Annotated in this window: 20 protein-coding genes and 1 pseudogene; 11 read left to right on the top strand and 10 right to left on the bottom strand. The window is 61.8% G+C overall.

The genetic code is table 11. The annotated features are described in order from the left end of the window. Positions 1-19: 19 nt before the first annotated feature. Positions 20-2,869, bottom strand: coding sequence for a DNA-binding protein (locus P0D80_RS24310; protein ID WP_408287063.1), 2,850 nt, complete (start codon positions 2,867-2,869; stop codon positions 20-22). Positions 2,870-3,223: 354 nt separating this feature from the next. On the opposite strand from P0D80_RS24310, the gene P0D80_RS24305 reads away from it, so the two are divergent. Further along, on the top strand, positions 3,224-3,880 hold the full coding sequence (locus P0D80_RS24305; protein ID WP_408287061.1) for an arylsulfatase: 657 nt from the start codon (positions 3,224-3,226) through the stop codon (positions 3,878-3,880). Between the two features lie 38 nt (positions 3,881-3,918). Here the strand turns inward: P0D80_RS24305 and P0D80_RS24300 are convergent, their stop codons facing one another. Then, positions 3,919-4,206: a hypothetical protein gene (locus P0D80_RS24300; RefSeq protein ID WP_408178520.1), complete on the bottom strand. Its 288-nt coding sequence runs from the start codon at positions 4,204-4,206 to the stop codon at positions 3,919-3,921. A gap of 774 nt (positions 4,207-4,980) precedes the next feature. Between P0D80_RS24300 and P0D80_RS24295 the strand changes: the two genes are divergently transcribed. Then, positions 4,981-5,613 carry a helix-turn-helix domain-containing protein gene (locus P0D80_RS24295; protein ID WP_408287059.1) on the top strand — a complete coding sequence of 211 codons (633 nt, stop codon included), beginning with the start codon at positions 4,981-4,983 and terminating at the stop codon, positions 5,611-5,613. Between the two features lie 30 nt (positions 5,614-5,643). On the opposite strand, the gene P0D80_RS24290 is transcribed toward P0D80_RS24295, so the two are convergent. Beyond that, on the bottom strand, positions 5,644-8,643 hold the full coding sequence (locus P0D80_RS24290) for an FAD-binding and (Fe-S)-binding domain-containing protein (RefSeq protein ID WP_408287057.1): 3,000 nt from the start codon (positions 8,641-8,643) through the stop codon (positions 5,644-5,646). Between the two features lie 40 nt (positions 8,644-8,683). Then, positions 8,684-9,721 (bottom strand): DUF1338 domain-containing protein, encoded by a 1,038-nt coding sequence (locus P0D80_RS24285; RefSeq protein ID WP_408287056.1) that lies wholly within the window; start codon positions 9,719-9,721, stop codon positions 8,684-8,686. A 167-nt stretch (positions 9,722-9,888) separates the two neighbouring features. Between P0D80_RS24285 and P0D80_RS24280 the strand changes: the two genes are divergently transcribed. After that, positions 9,889-10,821 carry a LysR substrate-binding domain-containing protein gene (locus P0D80_RS24280; RefSeq protein WP_408287053.1) on the top strand — a complete coding sequence of 311 codons (933 nt, stop codon included), beginning with the start codon at positions 9,889-9,891 and terminating at the stop codon, positions 10,819-10,821. A 19-nt stretch (positions 10,822-10,840) separates the two neighbouring features. Here P0D80_RS24280 and P0D80_RS24275 read toward each other — a convergent pair whose 3' ends face one another. Both P0D80_RS24275 and pcaQ read right to left on the bottom strand, forming a co-directional pair. Continuing rightward, on the bottom strand, positions 10,841-11,974 hold the full coding sequence (locus P0D80_RS24275) for a 4-hydroxyphenylpyruvate dioxygenase family protein (protein WP_408178515.1): 1,134 nt from the start codon (positions 11,972-11,974) through the stop codon (positions 10,841-10,843). A gap of 217 nt (positions 11,975-12,191) precedes the next feature. Then, the gene (gene pcaQ, locus P0D80_RS24270; protein ID WP_132383774.1) at positions 12,192-13,175 is read right to left on the bottom strand and encodes a pca operon transcription factor PcaQ; all 984 of its coding nucleotides are present in this window, start codon (positions 13,173-13,175) and stop codon (positions 12,192-12,194) included. Between the two features lie 108 nt (positions 13,176-13,283). On the opposite strand from pcaQ, the gene pcaH reads away from it, so the two are divergent. Then, entirely contained in the window at positions 13,284-13,988 is a 705-nt protein-coding gene (gene pcaH / locus P0D80_RS24265) for a protocatechuate 3,4-dioxygenase subunit beta (RefSeq protein WP_132383772.1), read from the top strand. A gap of 3 nt (positions 13,989-13,991) precedes the next feature. Then, positions 13,992-14,579: a protocatechuate 3,4-dioxygenase subunit alpha gene (gene pcaG, locus P0D80_RS24260; RefSeq protein ID WP_132383770.1), complete on the top strand. Its 588-nt coding sequence runs from the start codon at positions 13,992-13,994 to the stop codon at positions 14,577-14,579. Positions 14,580-14,726: 147 nt separating this feature from the next. On the opposite strand, the pseudogene P0D80_RS24255 reads toward pcaG, so the two are convergent. After that, positions 14,727-15,824 (bottom strand): annotated as a pseudogene (locus P0D80_RS24255) (serine hydrolase); the annotation flags it as partial. 100 nt (positions 15,825-15,924) lie between these two features. On the opposite strand from P0D80_RS24255, the gene P0D80_RS24250 reads away from it, so the two are divergent. Then, a complete protein-coding gene (locus P0D80_RS24250; RefSeq protein ID WP_408287050.1) occupies positions 15,925-16,080 on the top strand; it encodes a hypothetical protein in 156 nt (51 codons plus the stop codon). A 26-nt stretch (positions 16,081-16,106) separates the two neighbouring features. On the opposite strand, the gene P0D80_RS24245 is transcribed toward P0D80_RS24250, so the two are convergent. Next, positions 16,107-16,370: an H-NS family nucleoid-associated regulatory protein gene (locus P0D80_RS24245; protein WP_106282679.1), complete on the bottom strand. Its 264-nt coding sequence runs from the start codon at positions 16,368-16,370 to the stop codon at positions 16,107-16,109. Positions 16,371-16,836: 466 nt separating this feature from the next. On the opposite strand from P0D80_RS24245, the gene P0D80_RS24240 reads away from it, so the two are divergent. The 3 genes from P0D80_RS24240 to P0D80_RS24230 all read left to right on the top strand — a co-directional run bounded on the left by P0D80_RS24240 (position 16,837) and on the right by P0D80_RS24230 (position 18,485). Then, positions 16,837-17,472 (top strand): LysE family translocator, encoded by a 636-nt coding sequence (locus P0D80_RS24240; protein ID WP_408287048.1) that lies wholly within the window; start codon positions 16,837-16,839, stop codon positions 17,470-17,472. 294 nt (positions 17,473-17,766) lie between these two features. Then, positions 17,767-17,970, top strand: coding sequence for a cold-shock protein (locus P0D80_RS24235; RefSeq protein ID WP_012428559.1), 204 nt, complete (start codon positions 17,767-17,769; stop codon positions 17,968-17,970). Between the two features lie 290 nt (positions 17,971-18,260). Next, on the top strand, positions 18,261-18,485 hold the full coding sequence (locus tag P0D80_RS24230; RefSeq protein WP_408287046.1) for a hypothetical protein: 225 nt from the start codon (positions 18,261-18,263) through the stop codon (positions 18,483-18,485). 112 nt (positions 18,486-18,597) lie between these two features. Here the strand turns inward: P0D80_RS24230 and P0D80_RS24225 are convergent, their stop codons facing one another. Beyond that, complete coding sequence (locus P0D80_RS24225; protein ID WP_408178511.1) at positions 18,598-20,229, bottom strand: acyl-CoA synthetase; 1,632 nt, start codon at positions 20,227-20,229, stop codon at positions 18,598-18,600. A 92-nt stretch (positions 20,230-20,321) separates the two neighbouring features. Between P0D80_RS24225 and P0D80_RS24220 the strand changes: the two genes are divergently transcribed. Further along, positions 20,322-21,131: a Crp/Fnr family transcriptional regulator gene (locus tag P0D80_RS24220; protein ID WP_408287044.1), complete on the top strand. Its 810-nt coding sequence runs from the start codon at positions 20,322-20,324 to the stop codon at positions 21,129-21,131. A 182-nt stretch (positions 21,132-21,313) separates the two neighbouring features. Then, positions 21,314-22,873 carry a methyl-accepting chemotaxis protein gene (locus P0D80_RS24215; protein WP_408178509.1) on the top strand — a complete coding sequence of 520 codons (1,560 nt, stop codon included), beginning with the start codon at positions 21,314-21,316 and terminating at the stop codon, positions 22,871-22,873. 110 nt (positions 22,874-22,983) lie between these two features. On the opposite strand, the gene P0D80_RS24210 is transcribed toward P0D80_RS24215, so the two are convergent. Beyond that, a complete protein-coding gene (locus P0D80_RS24210; RefSeq protein WP_132383756.1) occupies positions 22,984-23,337 on the bottom strand; it encodes a transposase in 354 nt (117 codons plus the stop codon). Positions 23,338-23,371: the final 34 nt, after the last annotated feature.

Here is a 23,371-nt window from a genome sequence, read left to right as displayed (position 1 = left end):
TCCGAGCGGCCGGCACGCGTCAGGTCGTGACCTTCGACATGACTGCCGTCGCCGGATCGTAACGGTAGCCCTTCTGCGCAAGTTGGTGCGTCATCGTCGCGGCGATCAGTTTTTGCTGCATCTCTCTCGAGATCAATTCGTGGTCCGGCTTAAGCCGCTCCAGTTCGGATGAAAGCCGCCGGACGAGTGCCACTTCGCCGGTGCTGCGGGCGTCGATGAACAAGATCTTCTCGCTTGCCAGACCGAGCCGCTGTTTCAGGTCCTTTGCGTGCACGACCCACTGTTCGGCCGTGGTGCGAAGCTCGTTCATGGCCTTTGCATGAGCCTTGGCTTGCGCCGACACTTGACGTTGCAACGTCGCGACTTCCTCCGAGCTGTCGTTCTCCTCGGCGCGGGCTGCTAACTGCTGAGCGCGCTGAGTGTGTTGCGCGATAGCGGCGGCTTGCGACGCGACGCGCTGCTCCAGCTGCGCGACATGCTGTTCGGCCGCCTCCGCGCGTTCCTTCACAGCGGACGCATCCTGTGATAGCCGAGCGAGGTTGGCGCTGACCAGTGTCTTCGCCTCTGTCACGGCACTGATCTGCTCCCGCGCCTCGTCCAGTTCATGCGTGACGCGCTGGAACTCGCTGAGTTGGGCCGACGTTTCCTCGGCCCGCGCCTCGGCTGCCTCGCGCTCCGCTGTCAGCACAGCGCGGGCTTGCTCCAGTTCAGCTTCCAGTGCGGTGAGCCGCGCATGGTTCTCGTTTGCCTGCGCCTCGAAAGTTTTTGCTTGCGACGAAGCCGCTTCCAACTCCGCCGACAACCGGGCCGCTTCTTCCTGGCTGGCCTGAATGGCGCTGCTCAACTTTGCGATCTGCTGCTGGATCCGGTCGCGCTCTTCAGTGGCTCGCGCTATTTCATCGTTCTTGCTTGATATCTCTGCGGCCAACGCAGCTCGTGCCTTGCGTTCTTCGTCGAGCAAAGCCGTCGTGGCTTGCTGATCGTCAGCTTGCAACGCTGCGTGCTGCGCGAGCTCTACTACACGTGCCTCGGCTGCTTGCGCACGCGACGTAGCCGCGCTTAATTCCTCGGACAGTCGCGTCGCTTCTCCAGTCTTCGCCTGATGGGCGTCGCGCAAAGTGGCGAACTGCTGCCGCGTCTGATCGTGCTCCCCAGTCACTCGCGTTACATCGTCGTTCCTGGCCGAGATAACCGCGGTCAACTCTTCACGTGCTTTGCGTTCCTCTGAAAGCGATGCGTTCGTCGCTGTCAGCTTGTCGTGAGCCAACGCCGCACGCTGCTCGAGTTCTTCTATACGTGCCTCTGCCGCCTGCGCGCGCGATGTCGCCGCGCTCGCTTCCTGCGACCATCGTGCCACTTCTTGCGAGTTCGCCTGATAAGCGGCGTCCAACGTTGTGACTTGCTGCAGCGCCTGATCGTGCTCCTGAGTGACTCGCGTTAACTCATTGTCCTTGCTGGAGACAAGCGAAGCCAATTCCTCGCGTGCCCTGAGTTCCAATGCAAGCAGCGCCGTCGTCTTGTTCAGGCTGTCATCTTGCAAAGACAAGCGCTGCGTGAGTTCGTCCACTCGCGCCTGTGCTTCCTGCGCTTGCGACGAGACCGCGCTTGCCTCCTGCGACTTGGCCTCATAGGCTTCGCGCAAGGTTGAGATTTCCTGCTGCGCAAAATCACGCTCTTGAGCGACTCGCGTCATTTCATCGTTCGTGACGGAGACAATCGAAGCCAATTCCTCACGTGCCTGGCGTGCTTCTTCAATCGATGCCTTTGCATCTTCCAGGCTAGCATCTTGCAACGACACACGTTGCGCGAGTTCTAGCACGCGCGCCTCTGCGGCTTGCGCACGTGACGAAGCCGCGCTCGCCTCTTGCGACAGCTGGGCCGCTTCTTGCGACTTCACCTGAAAGGCGTCGCGCAAAGTGGCGATTTCCTGCTGCGTCTGATCACGTTCCTGCGTGACTCGCGTTACTTCATCATTCTTGCTCGAGACAAGCGCGGCCGACTCCTCATGCGCCTTGCGTTCCTGTTGAAGCAACGCGTTTGTCTCCTCCATCTTGGCCTGGTCCACCGACGCACGCCGCACGAATTCCTCAATGCGCGCCTCCGCCGCTTCAGCACGCGACGTGGCCGCGCTCGCCTCATGTGACCATCGCGTCACTTCTTCTGTTTTCGCCTGACAGACGTCGCTCAACGTTGCGATCTCGTGCCGCGCCTGATCACGTTCCCGTGTGATCTGAGCGACTTCATCGCTTTTGTCCGCGAGAGAGGCGGCCAACCCTTCGCTCGTGAGCCGTTCCTCGTCGAGCGATGCATTCACCGTCTTCAGCTTGGCATCTTGCGCGGACGCTTGCTGAACCAGTTCGCCCACATGGGTCTCAGCCGCTTCAGCGCGGCCGTTGGCGGTCGCGAGTTCCGCTTCGAGGCGCTGAGCGGCACTTTCCGACGCGCTCAGCGCCTCCGTCAGCGCGCTGAGTCGATTGCGCCCCGTTTCGATCTCATCAATCGTCTTTTGATATTCGGCGAGCGCCTCGTCCCGTTCCGCGAGGGCCGCTTCGAGATCCTGGTTCACCGTGGCGAGACGTTGGTTGAACGCCTTCTCCGCATCGTGTTGAGACGCCGCCCAGATCCGATCCGCGGCGCTGATCACCGTTTCGGCGAGGCCCTCCGGCAATCCGGGCTGGGCCTGCACTTGCGGCGTTTCTGCCTGCCGCGCTTCGCGCCAGCGTTGCAAGGCCGCGACTATCGCCACTAGTGAACCGCCGCGTACCTCTTTCCAGATTGTCACTGGCGACACTCTTCTGCCTTCTTCGACCATGCGGTCGGCGATTGCAGCGATCTGCTCATCGGTGATGGTGTCTGTGTCCGTGGACATATGCGCCTCAAGAATCAATGTAGCGGGGCGAAAGGTTAAATTTTCAATACGTTACTACGTCTGCGGACGTCCGGCGACGTTCGGGATACAAGCTAAATGACAGCTAGCAGGATGCGAACCGATGATATTAGGGCTCAACGGACTTCCCGAATGCACGGAACAACGGCCCATAAGGCGGCTATATCGTCGCGGATCGCTCGCGTAAGAGAGGTAGCGGCGATACCGGTAGAAGAGCTTGCCTTGTTAGCCCGCAACGACGTTGCAACAATGCAGGCGAACCGATTGGGCCGCCCGTCGGCGCGAAAGCCACGAAGCGGCGTCGACGTGACACACCTGATACCGAGGCATACGGCCATGCGCATTTCGTTTCTGCACACGATGGATGGAAACCGGCAAGTGTTTGACCAGGCAGCCAAAACGCTTGGGCTGCGGGCGGAAGATCTTCAGCATGAAGTGAGGGCGGATCTTCGCGAGGCTGTCGATCAAGCGGGGACGTTCTCCGACGAGTTGCGAGCCCAGACAAACCAGCGCCTTCTCGCGCTGGCAGCCGATTCCGATGCAGTCATTCTGACTTGCGCCACGCTCGGGCCGGCCGTGGCCGATATCAGGAGTCCCCGTGTGCCTATCGTCCGAGCGGACGTCGCTTTGGCTGCGGCGGCAGCAGAAGCGGGCGGGAAAATCGTCGTGTTGTGTGCCGCTGAATCGGCAATCGAATCGACCAGGAAGCTCTTCGCGGAGCACGCAAGCAAAAGCGCGGCATCGGTGGAGGTCGTTCACGTTGGCCACGTTTGGGCGCTGTTCAGAGCGGGCGACGTTCAAGCATGCCTGGCAGCGACCGCATTGTCTGCGGATGAGGCGTATGAGGCGGGTGCGACCGTTGTCGCGTTCGCTCATCCGTGGATGGCGCCCGCCGCCGATCTCGTCCAGAAGGGAAGACGGCCACTCGATAGTCCGAGCGCGGCGCTGCACGTTGCAACGCGGCGATTCAGCGAACGCTCGGGTCACGCCTGACCGGGATCGAAGCTAAATCAGCCGCACTTCAAATCCGCTCACCACGGCGATCGCTTGTCGCTTCGTCCAAAATGCACGACGCGTGACTCAGCTTCGTCCACGGCGAACACGGGCGCAGTTTGCAGTTGCTGTTCGTGCAAATCGAGAAGCCTGGTGATCGGCGCGCAGTCCGCTGCCGCGATCAGCCAGATGTCTTCACTCGCGCTACGGGCGGCTGCATCCAGAATACGTTCGGCATCGATATATAAATCACGCTCCAGCGCACCGAATCCGGCCTGCTGAAGATACCAGGCCAGGTAAAGCGCCTTCACCAGTTTCGCCAGCAATTCGCCGTTGCCCTTGCCCGCCTGAAATGCGGCCAAGGCGAGATGCCAGCGCAACGACTGTTCTCGCACGTATGTCGCGCTATGCGGCAAGAGCTTGGCTTTGCCAAGCGGCTTTCTGCGCGCCTGATTCCCCGTTGGTCGTTTTTTACGATTCTGAGACATGGATCGTTTATCTTGTCGATGCTGCTTTTAATTCCAGCATCGTAATGCATGCGACAAAGAAAAATTCACCATCAAGGCGATTTAACATAATTTATTGATATGCCATTCGCATAACAAGCTTTGTGATTAAATCAATGCGGTCTATTGATATTTGGCAAGCATCTGTTTTTCTTAATCTTTCCTTAATCGGTTGACCGAGATTGCTTCGCCGACCGGGGAATGACGTTATCAAGGCTAGCGGATGCCATGACAGCATAGCGTGTAGCGCAATATCTTAACTAATGCCTTCCGTCCAAAGCCGACGCGATTATCAAGCCCGCTATATAAAACGAGACTTGCAACCTAAGTTAATAGTTGGTCCAGCCACAGCACCGCCGCTGCCGGCCGTACGCAAAGACTAAAGTTTCCAATGAGAAAAACACGCGCAAATCCCACACGGTTCGATCGCGCTGATCCTTTCCGCCGCGTAAGCCAAGCGCGACCGCTCAAAGCGCCACCGATGGCCCCACCGCCAACACCCAACCCTCCCTGCGAAACTTGCGGCTCGCCCCAAATGTTATTATCGGAAACAACACCGTCCCCCTAAAGCGCGCATTCGAAGCATCAAGCCCCATGGACACCCATCTCGCCAAACCCGCCGATCCGTCCACCACCGACCTCGGCCGCCGTGTCCGCGCCGCCCGCCAGGCGCAGGATCTGACGCTGGAAACCGCCAGCCGCCTGTGCGGCGTGTCCCGTTCGACGCTCTCCAAAATCGAAAACGGCCTGATGTCCCCCACTTTCGACGTCCTGCAGAAAATCGTCCTCGGATTGAAGATCGAAATCGGCGAGCTGTTCGGCTCGACACCGAAAGTCAGCGCCAGCGGGCGTCGCGCGCTGACCCGCAAAAACGAAGGCCAACGCCACGCGTATCGCGGCTACCAGATGGAACTGCTCGCCACCGACCTCGCGCACAAAGCGATGCTGCCGTTTCGCATCCGCATCTCCGCGCACACACTCGACGCATTCGACGACTGGGGTCGTCACGAAGGCGAGGAATTTCTGTATGTGATCAGCGGCAGCGTGTGCCTCTATTCGGAGTTGTATGCGCCGACGCATCTGAACGCCGGCGACAGCCTCTACTTCGACAGCCGCACCGGTCACGCGGCGGTCTCCACGAGCGAAGAAGACGCCGAAGTGTTGTGGATGGCGACCAGCGCCGACATTCCGCAAGCGCCGGTCGCCATTGAATCGACGAAGAAGTAACGCAAGCACCTCCGTGCGCATGAATGCGCTTTAGCGCGCCGCCAACGCCCGCTGCACGAGTTGCGCAATATGCATTGCGTGACGCCCCGTGCCCTGCTCGATCTGCTCGCGGCAACTGAACCCGTTGGTCAGCACGATCGTCTCCGCGTCCGCCGCACGCACCGCGGGAAACAACTTGTCTTCGCCGATCTTCGTGGACAGCGCGTGATGCTCCGCGTTAAAACCAAACGATCCGGCCATGCCGCAGCATCCCGTATCGAGCAGCTTCCATTTCACGCCGAGCTTGTTCAGCAACGCGGTATCGCCCTGCATGCCGAACAGCGCCTTCTGATGACAATGTCCGTGCACGATAACGTCCGCGTCAAGCGTCGGCCAATCGAACGGCTGACGCGCGACGAAATCGGAGAACAGGAAAGTCTGCGCCGACAGTTTCTTCGCTAGCGGATGGCCGGGCAGTTGCTTCAGCAATTCGTCCTTAAACACCGACAAACAACCGGGTTCGAGACCGACGAGCGGCACGCCGGCGGCGATATCGTCCGCGAGGTCGTCGAGAATGTGCGTGAGCAGTTCGCGCGCGCGTTCGAGCAGGCCAAAGTCATACAGCGGACGCCCGCAGCACAAACGGTTCTTCGGCAACATGACGTGCCAGCCCAGTTGCTTTAAAACATCGGCAGCGGCCTGCGCGATCTCGGGCGTGAAATGATCGTTGAACGTATCCACCCATAGGATGACTTTCTTCACCTCGCCGCGAGCATCACGCGCCGTTTGCGGCGAACGCTGCGCGATCTGCCTGTACGTGGCATCCGCGAATCGAGGCAATTCACGCGTTTGCGCGGCGCCGGCCAGCCACTTACCGAACGAAGACAAACCCGGCGCCGACGTCATGAAGTTCGTCAGACGTGGCAAACGCGCCGCCCACGGCGCCCATTCGCCGATCCGTCCCATGAACAGCGCCTGCCGTGGCCTGCGATTCGTCTCGTAGTAATGCGAAAGAAATTCCGCCTTGTACGAAGCCATGTCCGTATGCGTCGGGCAATCGGATTTGCAGCCCTTGCACGCGAGGCACGTATCGAGCGCTTCCTTCACTTCGCGGCTTTGCCAGCCGTCCGCGATCACATCGCCTTGCAGCATTTCCCAGAACAGATGCGCGCGGCCACGCGTCGAATATTTTTCTTCACGCGTCGCGCGATAACTCGGGCACATCGTGCCGCCTTCGAGCGAGCGGCATTTGCCCATGCCGATGCATCGCTCGATCTCGCGCTGAAAGCCATCGCCTTCCTGGCTCGCGAACGTCAGTCGGGTTTGCAGCGTGACCGGCTTGTAAGCGGGCCCCATGCGCAGGTTCTCGTCGACGCGATATGCGTGCACGACCTTGCCCGGATTCAGACGATTGGCCGGATCCCAGATCGCCTTGAACTGCTCCATCGCCTGCATCAGTTCAGGGCCGTACATGATCGGCAGAAACTCGGCCTTCGCCTGGCCGTCGCCGTGTTCGCCCGACAGCGAGCCGCCGAATTCGACCACCAGTTCGGCCGCTTCGCGCAGAAACTTGCGCCACGTCGCGACACCTTCCGCGCTGCGCAGATCGAAGGTAATGCGCGCGTGCACGCAGCCATCGCCGAAATGGCCGTAGAGACTCGTCTCGTAACCGTAGCGATCCACCAGCGCCTGGAACGCGCGCAGATAGTCGCCGAGACGCAACGGATCGACCGCCGCATCTTCCCAGCCGACCACCGGGTCCGGCGTGCCGGAATCGACCGATAACGCCACCGCCGACGCGCCGGTCTCACGAATCGACCACACCTTCGCCTGCAACGCGCGATCTTCGACGAGCATCGCCGACACATTCGGCCCTGCTTCGCCCGAGGCAAAGTAAGCGACGGCGGCTTGCGCTTCGCGCATCACATCGTCTTGCGTGTCCGCGCCGAATTCGAGCACGACCCACGCATCGCCTTCGGGCAGCAACGCGATCTCGTCCTTTTTCAAACCGCGCGCCTGCAAGCCGCGAATGATCGCGCGGTCGAGTCCTTCGATAGCGATCGGCCCGCAGCGCATGAAATGCGGCACGGCATCTGCGGCCGCGTAGATATCCGTGAAGCCGACCACGACGATCACGCGCTCGGCCGGGCTCTTCACGAGACGCACTTTCGCCTGCAAGGTGAGCGCGCAGGTCCCTTCGGTGCCGACCAATGCACGTGCGACGTTAAAGCCGTTTTCCGGCAGCAGTTGATCGAGATTGAAGCCCGACACACGCCGCTTGATCTGCGGGAATTTCGCGCGAATCTGCTCGGCGTAGGCGTCGCGCAGTTGCTTCAGCGCGGCGTAGATCTCACCCTGACGGCCACCTGCCGCGATGATGCGTTCGAGTTCCTGATCGGATGTCGGACCGACCCAGAAACGCGCGCCGTCGAAAGTCGCGATTTCCAGCGCTTCGACGTTTTCGACCGTCTTGCCGGCCATCACCGAATGCGCGCCGCACGAGTTGTTGGCGATCATGCCGCCGAGCGTGCAGCGGCTATGCGTCGCCGGGTCGGGTGCGAAAGTGAGGCCATGCCGCTCCGCCGCATCGCGCAAGGTATCGCAGACCACACCAGGTTCGACGATCGCAACACGCTCGACCGGATCGACCGACACGACACGGTTCACATACTTGCTCGCGTCGGCGACTACCGCGACGTTGACGCACTGCCCGTTCTGCGACGTGCCGCCGCCACGCGCCAGAAACGGCACGTCGTTGCGGCGGCAGGCGGCGAGCGTGGCCAACAGATCGTCGACATCCGCCGGCACGACGACGGCGAGCGGCACTTGTCGATAGTTCGACGCGTCCGCCGCATACAGCGCTTTCGAGCCTTGGTCGAAGCGCACTTCGCCACGCACGTGGCTGCGCAGATCGGCTTCGAGCGCCTGCATCACAGCGGCGCTGCCCGCAAAAGGCGTGGCGATGCGCGGTGTCTTCTTCAACGCGCGGCGGCCGGCACCGTCCAACTCATCGACGCTTGCGCCTTGTTCTTCATCAAATGACGTTCCCACTGCGCTCCCCGTTTCTCGTGCCGATGCTGCCGATTCGCGCTCAGGCAGCCTGGCTCGCGGTCATCTTGAAGATGCCCTGTGCGTTGCCCGCGTCGAAACGCAGGTCCGTTTCCCAACGACGCGCGTCCTGATCGAAAGTCCGCTTGCGCGTGATGAACTCGTAAAACGAGCCCGGCACTTCACGCGTCACGATGCCGCCGTCAGCCGCGCGGAACTCGCGCTGAACGAGGTCCGCGCGATACGCCGTCTGAAACACGCGGCCCGAGCGCGAACGCTCCACTTCCGGTTTCATCGGACGACCCTTGGCCTTCTCGTCGTCGGAGAGTTGAAAGACATCGGCGACGCGATCGGTGGCGTGATTGAACGCGTTACCTTCGGTGGCGATCCATGCCATCTCCGCCGATTCCTTCAACAATACTTCGTAATCGGCTTCGCGTGGCATGTCGTGCTGCCGCGCGAACGCGCCGACGATCACCGGCAGCAATTCATACGCCGCGTCGAGCGGCAGCACGCCGTCGCGCTCGAGCTCCCACAACTGGCCGATGGCGCGCGGCGTCAACGGATCGCGCGACGCGCCGATCACGTTGGTCACGGCCTGCTGAAATTCTGCCGAGAACCGCTCGGGATGCAATTCGCTGACGAAGAACTGCGCGATTTCATCGGGCGCGTCGTCGTGCGCCCAGGCGCGGCCGGTCATGCCGAGGCGGTCGAGCGGATAGCGGCCGTTGATGCTGAAGCCGAGCGGACGAAGAATGCGTGCGAACGCGGCTTCACCCGTCGGCAACGCGCCGCTGTGCGGCCAGCGCACCGTGCGCAACGCGCCGTGATCGAAGTACACGCTGCCGCCTGCCGCGATCGTCTCCTCGGTGTACTGGCGGCCGTTCGCCGAGCGCGCCAGCAGATCCTCGAACAGCGCCATGTTCATCGCCTGCGCGAGTTCGGCTCGCGTGACGATGCCGTCCTCCCCTTCGTCCAGAATGCGCGGATGATTCAGCGTCGCAAAGAGCCGGGTGGTTTTGTCGGCGCCGAGCAGTTTCAGCAGCAGTTGTTCGACATTCGCATTCTTGATGTTTCGCATAGCGGTTCTCTACGTAACTTTGACGGGCGCTGATTCACATGTTCGAGCAGAGCTGCCGGTGCGGGTGCAAGCCGCAGGACGGCACGATCGAAGGCGTGATTATTCAAACCTGCCGGCTTGCCGTAAAGCGAGATAAAATCGCCACTTGATGCGTTTTTGGAATCAACGTGCGAAAGTTCAAGATCCCCAACATGGGCGCGCTGCTCGCTTTCGAAGCCGCCGCGCGGCACGAGAGCTTCACGCATGCGGCGCGCGAACTCTTCCTGACCGAGAGCGCGGTCTCGCGGCAGATCAATACGCTGGAGAGCAATCTTGGCGTGCGGCTGTTCGTACGCGTCAAACAGCGCGTGGTGCTGACGAAGGCAGGCAAGGTCTATAGCGCGCAAGTGCGGCGCTCGCTGGAACAACTCGATCGCGACACGCTGTCCATCATCGCGCACGGCAGCGGCGGCGGTTATCTGGAGTTGGCCGTTCTGCCGACTTTCGCGTCGCAATGGCTGATTCCGCGGCTCGCGGCATTCAATACGCAGTATCCGGACGTGCGCGTGAACATGGGCGTGCGAACCGGCACGTTCCCGTTCGCCGAGACCCATTTCGAGGCCGCGATTCATTACGGCAAGCCCACATGGCCGGGGACGTCGGCGGATTTTCTGTTTAGCGAGGAGGTGGTGCCGGTGTGCGCGGCGAGTTTGCTGAAGCGGCCCGTTCAAGGCGCCGCCGAGCTTCTGGACTATCCGCTGCTGCATTCCACCACCCGGCCTGACGGCTGGGCGTCATGGTTCGCCAGCATGGGCGTCGACGACAACCGGACCATGCAGGGCGTGCGCTATGAACTCCACACCATGCTGATCAGTGCGGCCGCGGCCGGTCTCGGCATTGCGCTGGTGCCGCGCTTTTTCGTCGAAGCGCAACTCGGCCAGCTTGGGCTCGTGATTCCGCTCAACGCGCCCGCGGTCGCCGACTCCGCGTACTACCTCGTCTATCCGACCGAGTTGAGTCATGGCAAGCCGCTGGCGAGTTTCCGCGAGTGGCTGCTGCACGAAGCCGCCGCCTACAGCGCGGTGAATCCTGAGTTGGGCGGCCCGCCCGATACCGGTTGAGCCGGCGTCAGATCAAACCTCAAGCGCCCGCTTGTTCGCGCGCCTTTGCCAGCGCGCTCAAATTGCCTTCGCCGAAGCCGTGATGACCTTGGCGCTGGACGATCTCGAAGAATATTTCGCCGGCGCGGCGCCGCACGAAGGTTTGGAAAAACAGCAGCGGCACGCCGTCCGCGCCGATCTCGCCGTCCACCAGCACGTGCGTGCGCTTGAGCCGCGCGACGTCGAGCCCATGACCCGGCAGACGCGCGTCGAGTTGCTCGTAATAGCGTGGCGGCGGCTCGACGAACTCGACGCCGTTCGCGAGCAATTGTTCGACGCACGCGAAGATGTCGTCGGTCGCGAGGGCGATATGCTGCACGCCTTCGCCTGGATGATCCGGTAGATACTCGTGCATCAGGTTGGTCCGGCTCGTACCTTCCTCGTACAAGGGCACGCGGATCGCGCCGCACGGCGACACCATCACGCGCGATTCCGCCGAGACATGCCAGTTGGCGTGCAACTCGTGAATCTCGCGGAAGTTGAGCAGGTCGCGGTAGAAGTCGAGCCATTCTTGCATCCGGCCCTCGCCGACCGTTTGCGTCAGATGATCCACCGCGACGAGGCCGGTGCCCGCATGGCTCAAGTCGGCATGCGCCGTGTCGATTTCGATGGGCCGGAAGTCGATATCGAAGATCGAGATATCACCGAGGCCGCCACGCTGGCCGCCGCGGCCGCGCCAACGGTCGACGAAATAGATGTGCGAGTCGCCGATGCCCTGAATGGCCGGAATCAGCAGCTCGCCCGTGCCGATCTTTTCGCCTTCGAACGCCCATGCGCCGAGTTCGATCGCGCGGTCGAAGGCGCGCTGCGCGTCCGCCACGCGAATGCCGATCGCGCAAATGCCCGCGCCGTATTCCTCGGCATAGCGCGCGGCGAACGAATCCGGCTCGGCGTTGATGAGGAACTGCATCTCGCCCTGACGATAAAGCGTGACGTCCTTGCTGATATGCCGCGCAATCGCCTTGAAACCGAGTTTGGTGAAGGTTTCGCCAAGCGCCTGCGGATCGCGCGCGGCGAACTCCACGAATTCGAGGCCGGCGGTGCCGAGCGGATTGTGCTCAGGCGCCGACACGGCGCGCAGCGCGGCGTCTGGAGTGGGCAAGTCGCTGGGCATGGCAATCTCCTTTACAGTCTTTCGACGCTGTTCCTGCTGTTTCCGGTGTTCGGTGCAAGCCGCCGCCACATCCGCAGTGTGACACCACGGCTTTTGCACCGTGTTTGTACACCGGGTAGCCGGGCGTCCGCAACCTTCATTTTGTACCGGATGGTTCACACGACGGCGCGCCAGCATGCCTCGCGGCGCTCACCACCATGATTGAGTACCGGACGCCCTATTTGCGGCTCCGTTTCTGCACCCTTTTACCGGCCGCCTTATCCGCGCTCGACGCCATGCGCTGCTGCGCGACCTCGCGCACCGCCTCGATAAACGCCCGCCCGACCGGCGACGGCTGCGTGTCCGAGCGGCGGATCAATCCGACCGGCTCGCCGGTGCCGGCAAAGGGCAACGGCAAACGGACCAGCATGCCGTGCGCCAGCTCGTATTCGACAGCGCTCAGCGGGACGAACCACACCGCGTCGTTCTCCAGCGTCAACGCGCGGCCCGTCGAAACGGACAATACCTCGACGAACGCCGACAACGGCGGCACGCCCCACGCGCTCAACAGACTGTCCGCCGATTGCCGGATCAACGTGCCGAACGGCGGCAACACAACCGGAAAATCCTCGAGCGAGGTTGCCGGCAAACCCGCGCCCGCCGCGAGCGGATGCCCGGCGCGCACCACCGCGATCAACGGCTCGCTGAACAACTGCTCGAAACTGAGCCCGACCATGCGCTCGGGATCGGCCAGACGTCCGATCGCAAATTCGATCGTGCCCGCTTTCAGGCGCTCGAGCAATTCCGGGTTGGCGCCGGTCGCAAGACGCACGATCACGCGCGGCCACAGAGTGGCGAACTGCTTGAGCACCGGTGGCATCAATGCCGCCGCGACGGTCGGCAGGATGCCGATTTCCAGCGTGGCCGCGGCCGCGCCTTCCGCGCGCGCCAGCAGATCGACACCCTGGCGCAACGCGCTGACGCAGGCGCTCGCGTGCGGCATGAAGAGTTGGCCCTCGCGGGTCGGCACGGCGCCGTGGCGGCCGCGCTCGAACAGCTTCACCCCGAGAATCGCTTCGAGTTCGGCAACGGTCTTGGAGACCGCGGGCTGAGTGATCGACAGGCTGTCAGCGGCCCGCTGGACGCTGCCGAACTGCGCGACGGCCAGAAAGCACTGGAGATGACGGAATTTGACGCGGCTATCCGCGAGACTGCGTTGCATAACGGCAGGTTATACGAAAAGGGCGAAAACGTCATTTTGCATAACCTCCCAGGTTGGATAAAGTCTTTCCATAACGCCGTATCCCACAATTCCTCGAAGGAGACACTGATGGACGATTCCTTTCTCAGCGCGCGTGACTTCACGTCGCATCCCGCTTACGTCTACCCCGGCTACGGTTCGTCGGTCAAACGCGGCCCGACGCGTCCGCTGATTCCGCTGAAGGAAAAGCTGCGCGACCAGCGCGTGCCGGTCTACGGCACCGATGACCTCGGCGCGCTCGACCACGACCTGACGCGAAACGCCGTACGCAATGGCGAGCCGCTTGGCGAGCGCATCATCGTGACGGGCCGCGTGCTCGACGAAGGCAACCGCCCGGTGCGCAACACGCTGGTCGAAATCTGGCAAGCCAACGCCGCCGGCCGCTATGTTCACAAGGCCGACCAGCATGACGCGCCGCTCGACCCGAATTTCCTCGGCGCGGGCCGCTGCATCACGGACAACGAAGGCCGCTACCGTTTCCTGACGATCAAGCCTGGCGCATATCCGTGGGGCAACCATCCGAATGCGTGGCGTCCGAACCATATCCACTTCTCGCTCTTCGGCGACCATTTCGGCTCGCGCCTCGTCACGCAGATGTACTTCCCCGGCGACCCGCTGCTGGCGTTCGACCCGATCTTCCAGGGCACGCCGGAGCACGCCCGTGACCGCCTGATCGCGGATTTCTCGCTCGACACCACGCAAGAGGCCTATGCGCTCGGCTACGACTTCGACATCGTGCTGCGCGGCCGCAACGAAACTCCGATGGAGCGCTAAGCCATGACGACCCTCAAGCAAACGCCTTCGCAAACGGTCGGACCGTACTTCGCGTATGGTCTGTGTCCGCAGCAGTACGATTTCGATTTCAAGAGCCTGTTCACGCCCGTTCTGGCTGACCGCGAAGCGGCCGGCGAGCACATCACGATCGTCGGCCAGGTGTTCGACGGCGACGGCAAGGTGATCGGCGACGCCATGCTCGAAGTGTCGCAGGTGGACGCGAATGGGCACTTCCCGGAGTCGCGCGACGAAATCCTGAAGACCGGCTTTCGCGGTTTCGCGCGTGTCGGCACCGGCACGGATCCGCATAAACGCTTCGTCGTGGAAACGGTGAAACCGGGCCGCGTCAGCCCGGATGAAGCGCCGCATCTGAATGTGATCCTGACCATGCGCGGCATGCTGCTGCACACTTTCACGCGCGTCTATTTCGAGGACGAAGCCGCGGCGAATGAGAAAGACCCCGTACTGGCAACGGTTCCAGCGGACCGGCGCGCCACGCTCATCGCCCGCCGCGAGCCGCATGTGGCTAACGTCTACCGCTTCGATATCTACATGCAAGGCGATAAGGAAACCGTATTTTTCGATCTTTGACGCGGTTTTTCTACACTTTCATATAGCTTTCACATACACTGAGCATGATCCTTCTAGCGACTGGATCGCGAAACTCCGAGTAGTTGAGCCCGCCTTGCGCGGGCTTTTTTTTGGTCTTTTTCGGCCTTCCTGTCTGATGAATAGCGCTTAGCGCAACGAACAGCGCAGCCAGCGGCTGATTCTCGTCACGTCGGCAATGTGATCGTGCGCGCCTGGCGCACCCAACACCACGATGTCGACCGGCCTGCCGTGCACCCTCATTCGCACGACAACACAGTGTCCGGCCTCGTTGATGAAGCCGGTTTTCTGCAGAACGATCGAGCGGTCGCCGCCTCGCACCAGCGCATTCGAGTTCTGATAACTCAGGCTAGCTCGCCCGCCGCCGGGTAAAACCACTTGCGCGCGATCGGTGGAATAAGCGCGAATCAACGGATAACGGCTGGCCGCGGCGACCAGCAACGACAAATCCCGCGCTGTCGAAACGTTTTGCGGCGACAAGCCCGTGCCGTTCACAAACGACGTATGCCGCATACCGAGCGCGCGCGCCTTCGCATTCATCGCGGCGACGAAGCCCGGACGGCCGCCCGAATAATCGCGACTGAGCGCGGCCGCAGCGCGGTTCTCCGACGACATCAGCGCAATATGCAACATGTCATGGCGCGACAGCGTCGAACCGACACTCAAACGTGAACCGGTGAACTTGTCGAAATCCTGGTCCTGAACCGTAACGTTAAGCGGCGCATTCAATGCATGCCTCGTATCGAGCGACACGACGGCTGTCATCAGTTTGGATACCGAAGCGATTGGCATGACTCGGTCAGCTTGCTTTTCAGTGAGTACGGTTTGCGTTCGTTCGTCGACGACGTAGACGGATCTGGCGCGCAGCAACGCGCGCGATTTCGGCGTATAGCCGCAGCGCGCCAGCAGGCGAAGCCCTTTATGCGGCATCGACGCGCGCGACGCTGACACATGTTGCGTATCGCGCTTTGCCGCCAACTCTGCGGGCCGCCGCGCGCATCCCGCGCATTGCGCACAGCTTGCCGACGATGTTTGGGCGTGACCTTGCTGGCATGCATCGTCCGCTCGGTGCCCGTCACGTGCTTGCGCTTGTGCGTGACACGACGCCGAGCCTTGCCGGGAGTGGGCTTCTTCGCTTTGCTCGAGCGTTTGGCTTTCGCTTTGGACGTGTGCCTCGTGGACGTTTCGACGTGCCGGCTCACGCGCACGGACGGCTGCCGTGCAGGCTGGTGGGCCGCACCAAACGACCCGCCGATATTCAGCCACAACAGGCCGAATACCGCGAGACAGCGGAGCCATGCAGGGAAACGAAAAGCAGGAAATTCAGATGAAGGAATTCGACGACCGTACGGCATGCAGCTTCCAGTTCTGTGCCGCATGCGCCCGTATGAACGGGCACGGAATCGGCAACGACGCGCCGATCTTAAGGCAGATCGTGCATGCGATCAACGGCAAAGGAACGCGCCGGCAGGCTATGCGATAACCGCACGCAAGCGGCAGACGCCACTCTCAGCAACGGAAATGATCGATGTTCTGTCCAGCGTAAATCGCGCGCGCGAGCCAGTCCGGTTTATCACCGTGACCGTCCCACGTATTGCCGTAGGCGTCGCGATACATCACGGCCCGCGTCGCAGCCGCATCGGTTTCGATCGCTTCGGCGAGCGCTTCTATCGTAATGCCGTATTCGTCCATGCGTCGGCGGATCCATGCGACCAGGCGCTCACGCGCATTCCCGTCGAAGTCGAGCTGCCGTTGTTCTCCAAGCTCTTTCATAACGTACCGGTGTCGCGGCTAATAATGCTCGCGTTAGAAAAACAAAAGGCTTCGCTAAACAACGCGAAGCCTATGCGTGATTCAGATGGCTCGAGTGCGAATCGAACTCGCGATGCCTCTCCCGGTGCGGGAGAACTCGCACCTGGAAATCATGCCCATTAAATCTTGGATTATGGGGAATTCGTCGGCAACCGGATCGAATTGCGCTCGTGTCTCGCCCCGTGGTTCGGAGCTGCTTCAGCGTATGGAAAGCGATTCTAGCATCCAATTTCTTTTGCTTGCAGCAATGAATTGTTAGTCAGCGATGCAGGGCTTTTCAATTCCCATTGGGTTATCCAGACTGTTAGCTGAAGCGGCAATACTCATCGACAAGAAATGAGCGCGAAGCAAAGGGACAAAAGCAAAGCCTCGCACTCTCATGTTATGTTTCACTGATAGCACGCTAGCGCACAGGAGACACTCGACCATGACCGCTTCAACCGCCATCATCACCATCCTCGTCGCACTCCTGTTAGGCGCCATGAGTCCGGGACCGAGTTTCGTCATCGTCGCCCGTAATGCGATCGGCTTGTCGCGCGGCGATGGTCTCGCCACCGCCATTGGCATGGGCGTCGGCGGCGTGTTCTTTAGCGGCATCGCGTTGCTCGGTCTCTATACCTTGCTGGCGAGCGTCGAATGGCTCTATGTCGGCCTGAAAGTGGCAGGCGGCCTCTATCTGATCTACCTGGCGTCAAAAATCTGGCGTGGCGCCGCAAAACCGCTCGCCTTCGATGCCACGCAAGAGGTCCAGGCCAATACCCGTAAATCTTTCTGGATCGGCTTGAGCACACAACTCAGTAATCCGAAGACAGCCGTTTATTACGGCAGTATCTTCGCGGCTCTGCTGCCGCAACATCCGCCGCTGTGGTGCTACTTTGCTTTGCCGCCTGCGATCTTCGCTATCGAAGCCGGCTGGTACACCGTCGTCGCGCTGTGTTTTTCGAGCAAGCGGCCGCGCGAAATTTACCTGCAATGGAAAGCCTGGGTCGATCGCGTCGCCGCGAGCGCCGTCGCCGCGCTGGGATTGCGCCTCATCCTGACGGCACACAAAGTGGGTATCTGAAACGCGTTGCCGCTCGAACGGCTTGCCGTGCCGCGTCGCACGGCAAGCCGGGAACCAGGGCTCTATCGGCAAGCGCGCAGCGCAAGCCGTTCGCGGCACCCGGCAAAACAGTTACAAGATAAGTGTTGACGTTGATACACCCCGGCGGTTACTGTGGCATCCGAAGTTCAAGAAGTTCGATTGCTGTTCATCAATGTCTCGCTCCCTCAGCGGTATTCGTTGTCCTCTCCCTCCTTGACGCTTCAGCGCTCTATCACAGAGCACATCTTTCTATTTTTACCTCAAGGATTCTTCATGGATACCGGTACCGTTAAGTGGTTCAACGACAGCAAAGGCTTTGGCTTCATCACCCCGGACAAGGGCGGCGACGACCTGTTCGCACACTTCTCCGAAATCAGCGGCGACGGCTTCAAGACGCTGGCTGAGAATCAGAAAGTGAGCTTCGAAACGAAGCAAGGCCCGAAGGGTCTGCAAGCGGCTAACATCAAGCCGCTGTAAGTTTGAAGGGCTCGGTGTCCGGCAACGGACATCGGGCTGCAGCGACATCCTCGCGGAGCTTTGTCTCCCACAGTTTGCGCGTATCGCTTTGAGCTGCATGCCATTCAAGCAGCTTGCCTGAGCGCCAAACGCCTCGTTGCACCTCATTCTCCCCTCCGGCTTCAACGCCCATTTTTCGCTTTTCCGACTGCGTCAGGATTCGGCTCGCAATGGCTTGAATCAGCTCGTCCGCGCGACTCGTACAAGGGTCCGCAAGGCAGGCGCGCACTCGAACATCATTAAAATATAAAATGCAAAACAAACATATTCATCACTACAACGGCTATGCCGTCAAACCCTCGGCGCACCGTTTGCCCGATGGCACTTTTTCATCCAATCTGCTGCTCGAACGCGCCCACAGCGCGCGCACCGAAGGGCGCTACCAGTTCTATTCGCTCGATTACTTCACGAACGAAGAACAGGCTTTGCAGCACTCGGCGCGCTGGGCACGTCACTGGGTCGACACGCGCGGCTAAGCGCGCGACCGGCGCGCAATCCTATACGATGGCGCGCACGTGATCCACACAGCGCGCAGTACCGGCACAGGCGTGCCATTCGGCACGCCACACCGTCACACGCGCAACCGCATCATGGCTTTTCTTCGGCCTTGATGCGCGCGCGCAGTTCGAACTTCTGAATTTTTCCCGTCGATGTCTTCGGCAATTCGCCGAAGCGCACCGCTTTCGGCAACTTGTATCCCGCAAGAAAAAGCCGGCAGTGCGCAATGATCTCTTCCGCGCTCACCTGAGCGCCCTCCTTGAGCTCGACGAAGGCGCACGGTACCTCGCCCCACTTCGCGTCCGCCATCGCCACCACGGCGGCTACGGACACCGCAGGGTGACGGTACAGCGTGTCTTCGACCTCGATGCTCGAGATGTTCTCGCCGCCGGAAATGATGATGTCCTTGCTGCGATCGCGAATGCGGATATAGCCATCGGGCATCCGCACGCCAAGATCGCCGGTATGGAACCAGCCGCCCTGGAAGGTGGCGTCCGTCGCACGCTCGTTCTTCAGATAGCCCTTCATGCAGATGTTGCCGCGGAACATGATCTCACCGATGGTCTCGCCATCGGCGGGCACGGGCGCGAGCGTGTCCGGGTCGAGCACGGTCACCGCCGCTTGCAGGTGATAGCGCACGCCCTGCCGCGCGTTCAGTTCGGCGCGCGCGCTGTCGTCGAGCGACTCCCACTCTTCCTGTTTTGCGCAGACCGCGGCCGGCCCATAGGTTTCGGTGAGTCCGTACACGTGCGTGAGATCGAAGCCGATCTCCTTCATCTTCGCGATCACCGCCGGCGCGGGCGCCGCGCCCGCCACCATCGTCGACACGCGATGCTCGATGCCCTCGCGCCATTCGGCCGGCGCGTTCGCGAGCGCGCTCTGAACGATCGGCGCGCCGCAATAGTGCGTGATGCCTTCGCGGCGAATCAGATCGAACACCGTCTTCGCATCGAATTTGCGCAAACAGACGTTGACGCCGGCACGCGCGGCTACCGTCCACGGGAAACACCAGCCGTTGCAGTGGAATAGCGGCAAAGTCCACAGGTAGACCGCGTGCTTGGGCATATCCCATTCGAGGATATTGCTGAGCGCGTTCAGATACGCGCCGCGATGGTGGTAGACCACGCCCTTCGGATCGCCGGTCGTGCCGGAGGTGTAGTTCAGCGCAATGGCATCCCATTCGTCGGCCGGCAGGGTCCACGCGAATTCGGGGTCGCCGGATTGCAGGAACGCTTCGTAGTCTGTCGCACGGATGAATTGAGCCGGATCGGCGGGCATCGCGTCCGCCACGCTGATCACGCGCAGGTCCGGAAATTCCAGCGCGGCACGATGCGCGAACTCGCCGTACTCGGTATCGACGATCAGCGCCTTCGCCTCGCCGTGGCGCAGCATGAACAGCAGCGACGACACGTCGAGCCGCGTGTTCAGCGTATTGAGCACGGCGCCGGCCATGGGCACGCCGAAGTGCGCTTCTATCATCGGAGGAATGTTGGGCAGCAAGGCCGCGACCGTGTCGCCACGCTGAATGCCGGCTCGCTGCAGCGCGCTGGCCAGCCGCCGGGCGCGCTCGTAGGTCTCTCGCCAGTTGCGGCGAATCTCCCCATGGACGACCGCCGGCCGCTCACCGTAGACTTCCGCTGCGCGCACGATGAAATCGATCGGCGTTAGTGGGACATAGTTGGCCTCACGGCGCTCGAGGCCTGCTTCGAACATGTGCTTCATCGGATCGTCTCCAGAGGCGCTGGTCGCGCCGTCGATTATTCTGACTGATGAACTAGGCTAACAATTGCCATGGTGAACTGTCTGTCATTCAAATGACAGAGTGGCGCGCCCTGGCGCTGCCACACCCACATTCGCCCGAAAACCCGCAAGCTGCCATGAACGACGCTCCGCTCACCGCCCCCGCCGACGCCCGCCCGCGCAAGCCGGAACGGGTCGCGCGCGCAAATCTGCCGGGCCTGTTCGCCACGTGCGCGTGGTTCCGGGCGCTCGCCGCCGAGCATCAGGCCTTGGTGCTCGCCAGCGCACACGCGGAGCATCTGGAAGGCGGCGCATGGATCGCGCGCCGCCAGGAGCCGTCGGACTACTGGATCGGCGTGCATTCCGGCCTCATCAAACTTGCCATCTATAGCCCTTCGGGACGCAGTTGCACGCTGTCCGGCGTGCCGCGCGGCGGCTGGTTCGGCGAAGGCAGCGTGATCAAGCGCGAACTGCGCAAATACGACGTGGCGGCGATTCAGCCATCGCTGGTCATGTTCGTGCCGTCGGAGACGTTCCACACGCTGTTGGAGTCGAGCCTGCCGTTCACCGGCTTCGTGATCCGGCAACTGAACAACCGCATGGGCGAATTCATCGCATCGATCCAGAATAGCCGACTGCTCGATGTCGACGCGCGCGTCGCACAGGCGCTCGCGCAATTGTTCAACCCGGACCTTTATCCCGACACCGGCCGCACGCTAGCCATTTCGCAGGAAGAAGTCGGCCTGTTGGCGGGCGTGTCGCGTCAGCGGATCAATCAGGCGCTGCAAAACCTCGAACGGCTGCAAATTTTGCGCCTCTCGTATAACCAGATCGACGTGCTCGACCTCGAACGCCTTGGCGCGTTCGGCCGGGAACAGATCTAGCGCCCAACGCCCTGCCAGCCTCGTTTTTGCCCCGCATGTTTCGGCGGTCGCCTACGCGCGGCCGTTCGACTGTTTTTTGAGCAACCGGATAAAGAAAGCGCCGCACGCGCCGTTATGCGAGCTATGCAGCGCAGATTGCAGCCTCTCCCTATTCCGAGCTCAACGTATTGTCGAATCCGATAATGAACCGTCTGACACTGAAACAGAAATTGTGGGTGCCATTGCTGCTGTGCTGGGCTGCGCTCCTGATCGTGACCGTTGTGAACGCGTACGAAGCACGTAACGGTCAAATGGACGCACGGCGCGCGGATCTGGCCGACGTCACGGACATGGCTGCATCGATCGTCGCGGACTATGCGAAGCAGGCCGACGCCGGCAAGCTCTCCGCCGACGAGGCGAAGCAACAAGCCATTGCCCGCGTCAATGCCCAACGCTACGGCGCATCCGGCTACGTGACGATCGTGCGCAGCGATTCGGTCATGATCGATCATCCGATGAGCCCGAAGCTGAACGGCAAGGACATGAGCGGCTTTCGCGACGCCAAAGGCAACGCGCTGTATCACGACATCGCCCAGGCCGGCGGCTCGGCGACCGGCGCCGGCTACCTGCGCTACTGGTGGCCGAAACCCGGCGAGACGACGCCTAGCGAGAAGATCGGTTATGTGAAGCGCTTCGCCCCGTGGGGCTGGGACTTCATCGCCGGCGCTTACATGGACGACATCCAGGCGCAGTTCTACACGACACTCGCGCGCTCGGCCGGCATGCTGGTGGTGTTGGGCGTGATGGTGTCGTTCGTGGCGTCGCGCGTGGTGCGCAGCGTGTCGCGCTCGATCGGCGGCGAGCCTTCCGCGGCGGCTTCGATTGCGATGCAGATCGCGCGCGGCGATCTGGCCACGCGCATCGACTTGCGCCGCGACGACAAGTCGAGCCTGCTGTTCTCGTTGCGTGAGATGCGCGATCAACTCGCGGCCACCGTCGCGCGGATCAAGACGTCGGCGGAGACGATCACCGTCGCTTCGAAAGAAATCGCCGCCGGCAATCTGGATCTGTCGAGCCGCACCGAGGAACAGGCCGCGTCGTTGCAGCAGACTGCCGCGAGCATGGACGAACTCACCAAGACCGTCACGCAGAACGCCGACAACGCGGCGACCGCGTCCGAACTGGCCGGTGACGCGTCGGCCATCGCCGCGCGCGGTGGCCAGGTGGTCAACGACGTCGTCGAGAAAATGGCGGGCATCACCGATAGTTCGCGCAAGATCGGCGAGATCATCAGCGTGATCGAGGGGATCGCGTTCCAGACCAACATTCTGGCGCTGAACGCCGCGGTGGAAGCTGCGCGCGCCGGCGAAGAAGGCCGCGGCTTCGCGGTGGTCGCGGGCGAGGTGCGCAATCTCGCGCAGCGCAGCGCGACAGCGGCCAAGGAGATCAAAGTGCTGATCGATCAGTCGGTCGCGCAAGTCGGCGAAGGCTCGACGCTCGCGGGCAAAGCGGGCAGCACGATCGGCGAGGTGGTCGACGCGGTGCGCCGCGTGACGGCCATCATGAACGAGATTTCGGCGGCTTCGAAGGAACAGAGTTCAGGTATCGGCGAAGTCAATCTCGCGATCCGTCAGATGGACGATGTGACGCAGCGCAATGCCGCGCTCGTCGAGCAGGCCGCCGCCGCGGCCGGTTCGCTCGATGAGCAGACCGAACAGCTGCGACATGCCGTCGCCGTATTCAAGGTCGAGCAAGCTGCGTGATTGAGTGACGGTCGGTCTTTCCAGATCCGCAGGCCTGCTGACCGATAAAAGAAAGGCTGTCGCCGGGAACCCGGCGACAGCCTTTTTATTTGCCGTTGCGAAGCCGCAATCTACGCGGCACTCACACCGCTCCTTCGCGTAACAGGCCGCTCCAGAATCGCGTCGGTCCCGAACAGCGTGAACACGATGTCGGCCAGCACGCCCGACTTCTTCCAGCGCAGATAGTAGCGATGCGCCGTCTGATACGGCGCATAGCGCTCCGGCATCGCGCTCCAGGGCGCGCGTGCGCGCAGCACCCACATCACGCTATTCACCACCCAGCGGATATCGATGCTGGGACGCCCGCGCCGAGGTCCAAGGGCCTTCATTTCAGGCAGCAGCGGCACGATGCGATGCCATTGCTCGTCAGTAAGATCGTGATTGGTCGGCAAATGAGGTTGCGTCTTTCTGGCGGAATTATCCATGCGGTAAAAGCGCGCGGCCGCCGCGTACAGGCTG

Source organism: Paraburkholderia sp. RL17-373-BIF-A (assembly GCF_046030175.1).
GTDB lineage: Bacteria > Pseudomonadota > Gammaproteobacteria > Burkholderiales > Burkholderiaceae > Paraburkholderia.
The sequence above is the reverse complement of the archived record's forward strand: the minus strand, read 5'-3'. Positions and strand labels throughout refer to the sequence as shown.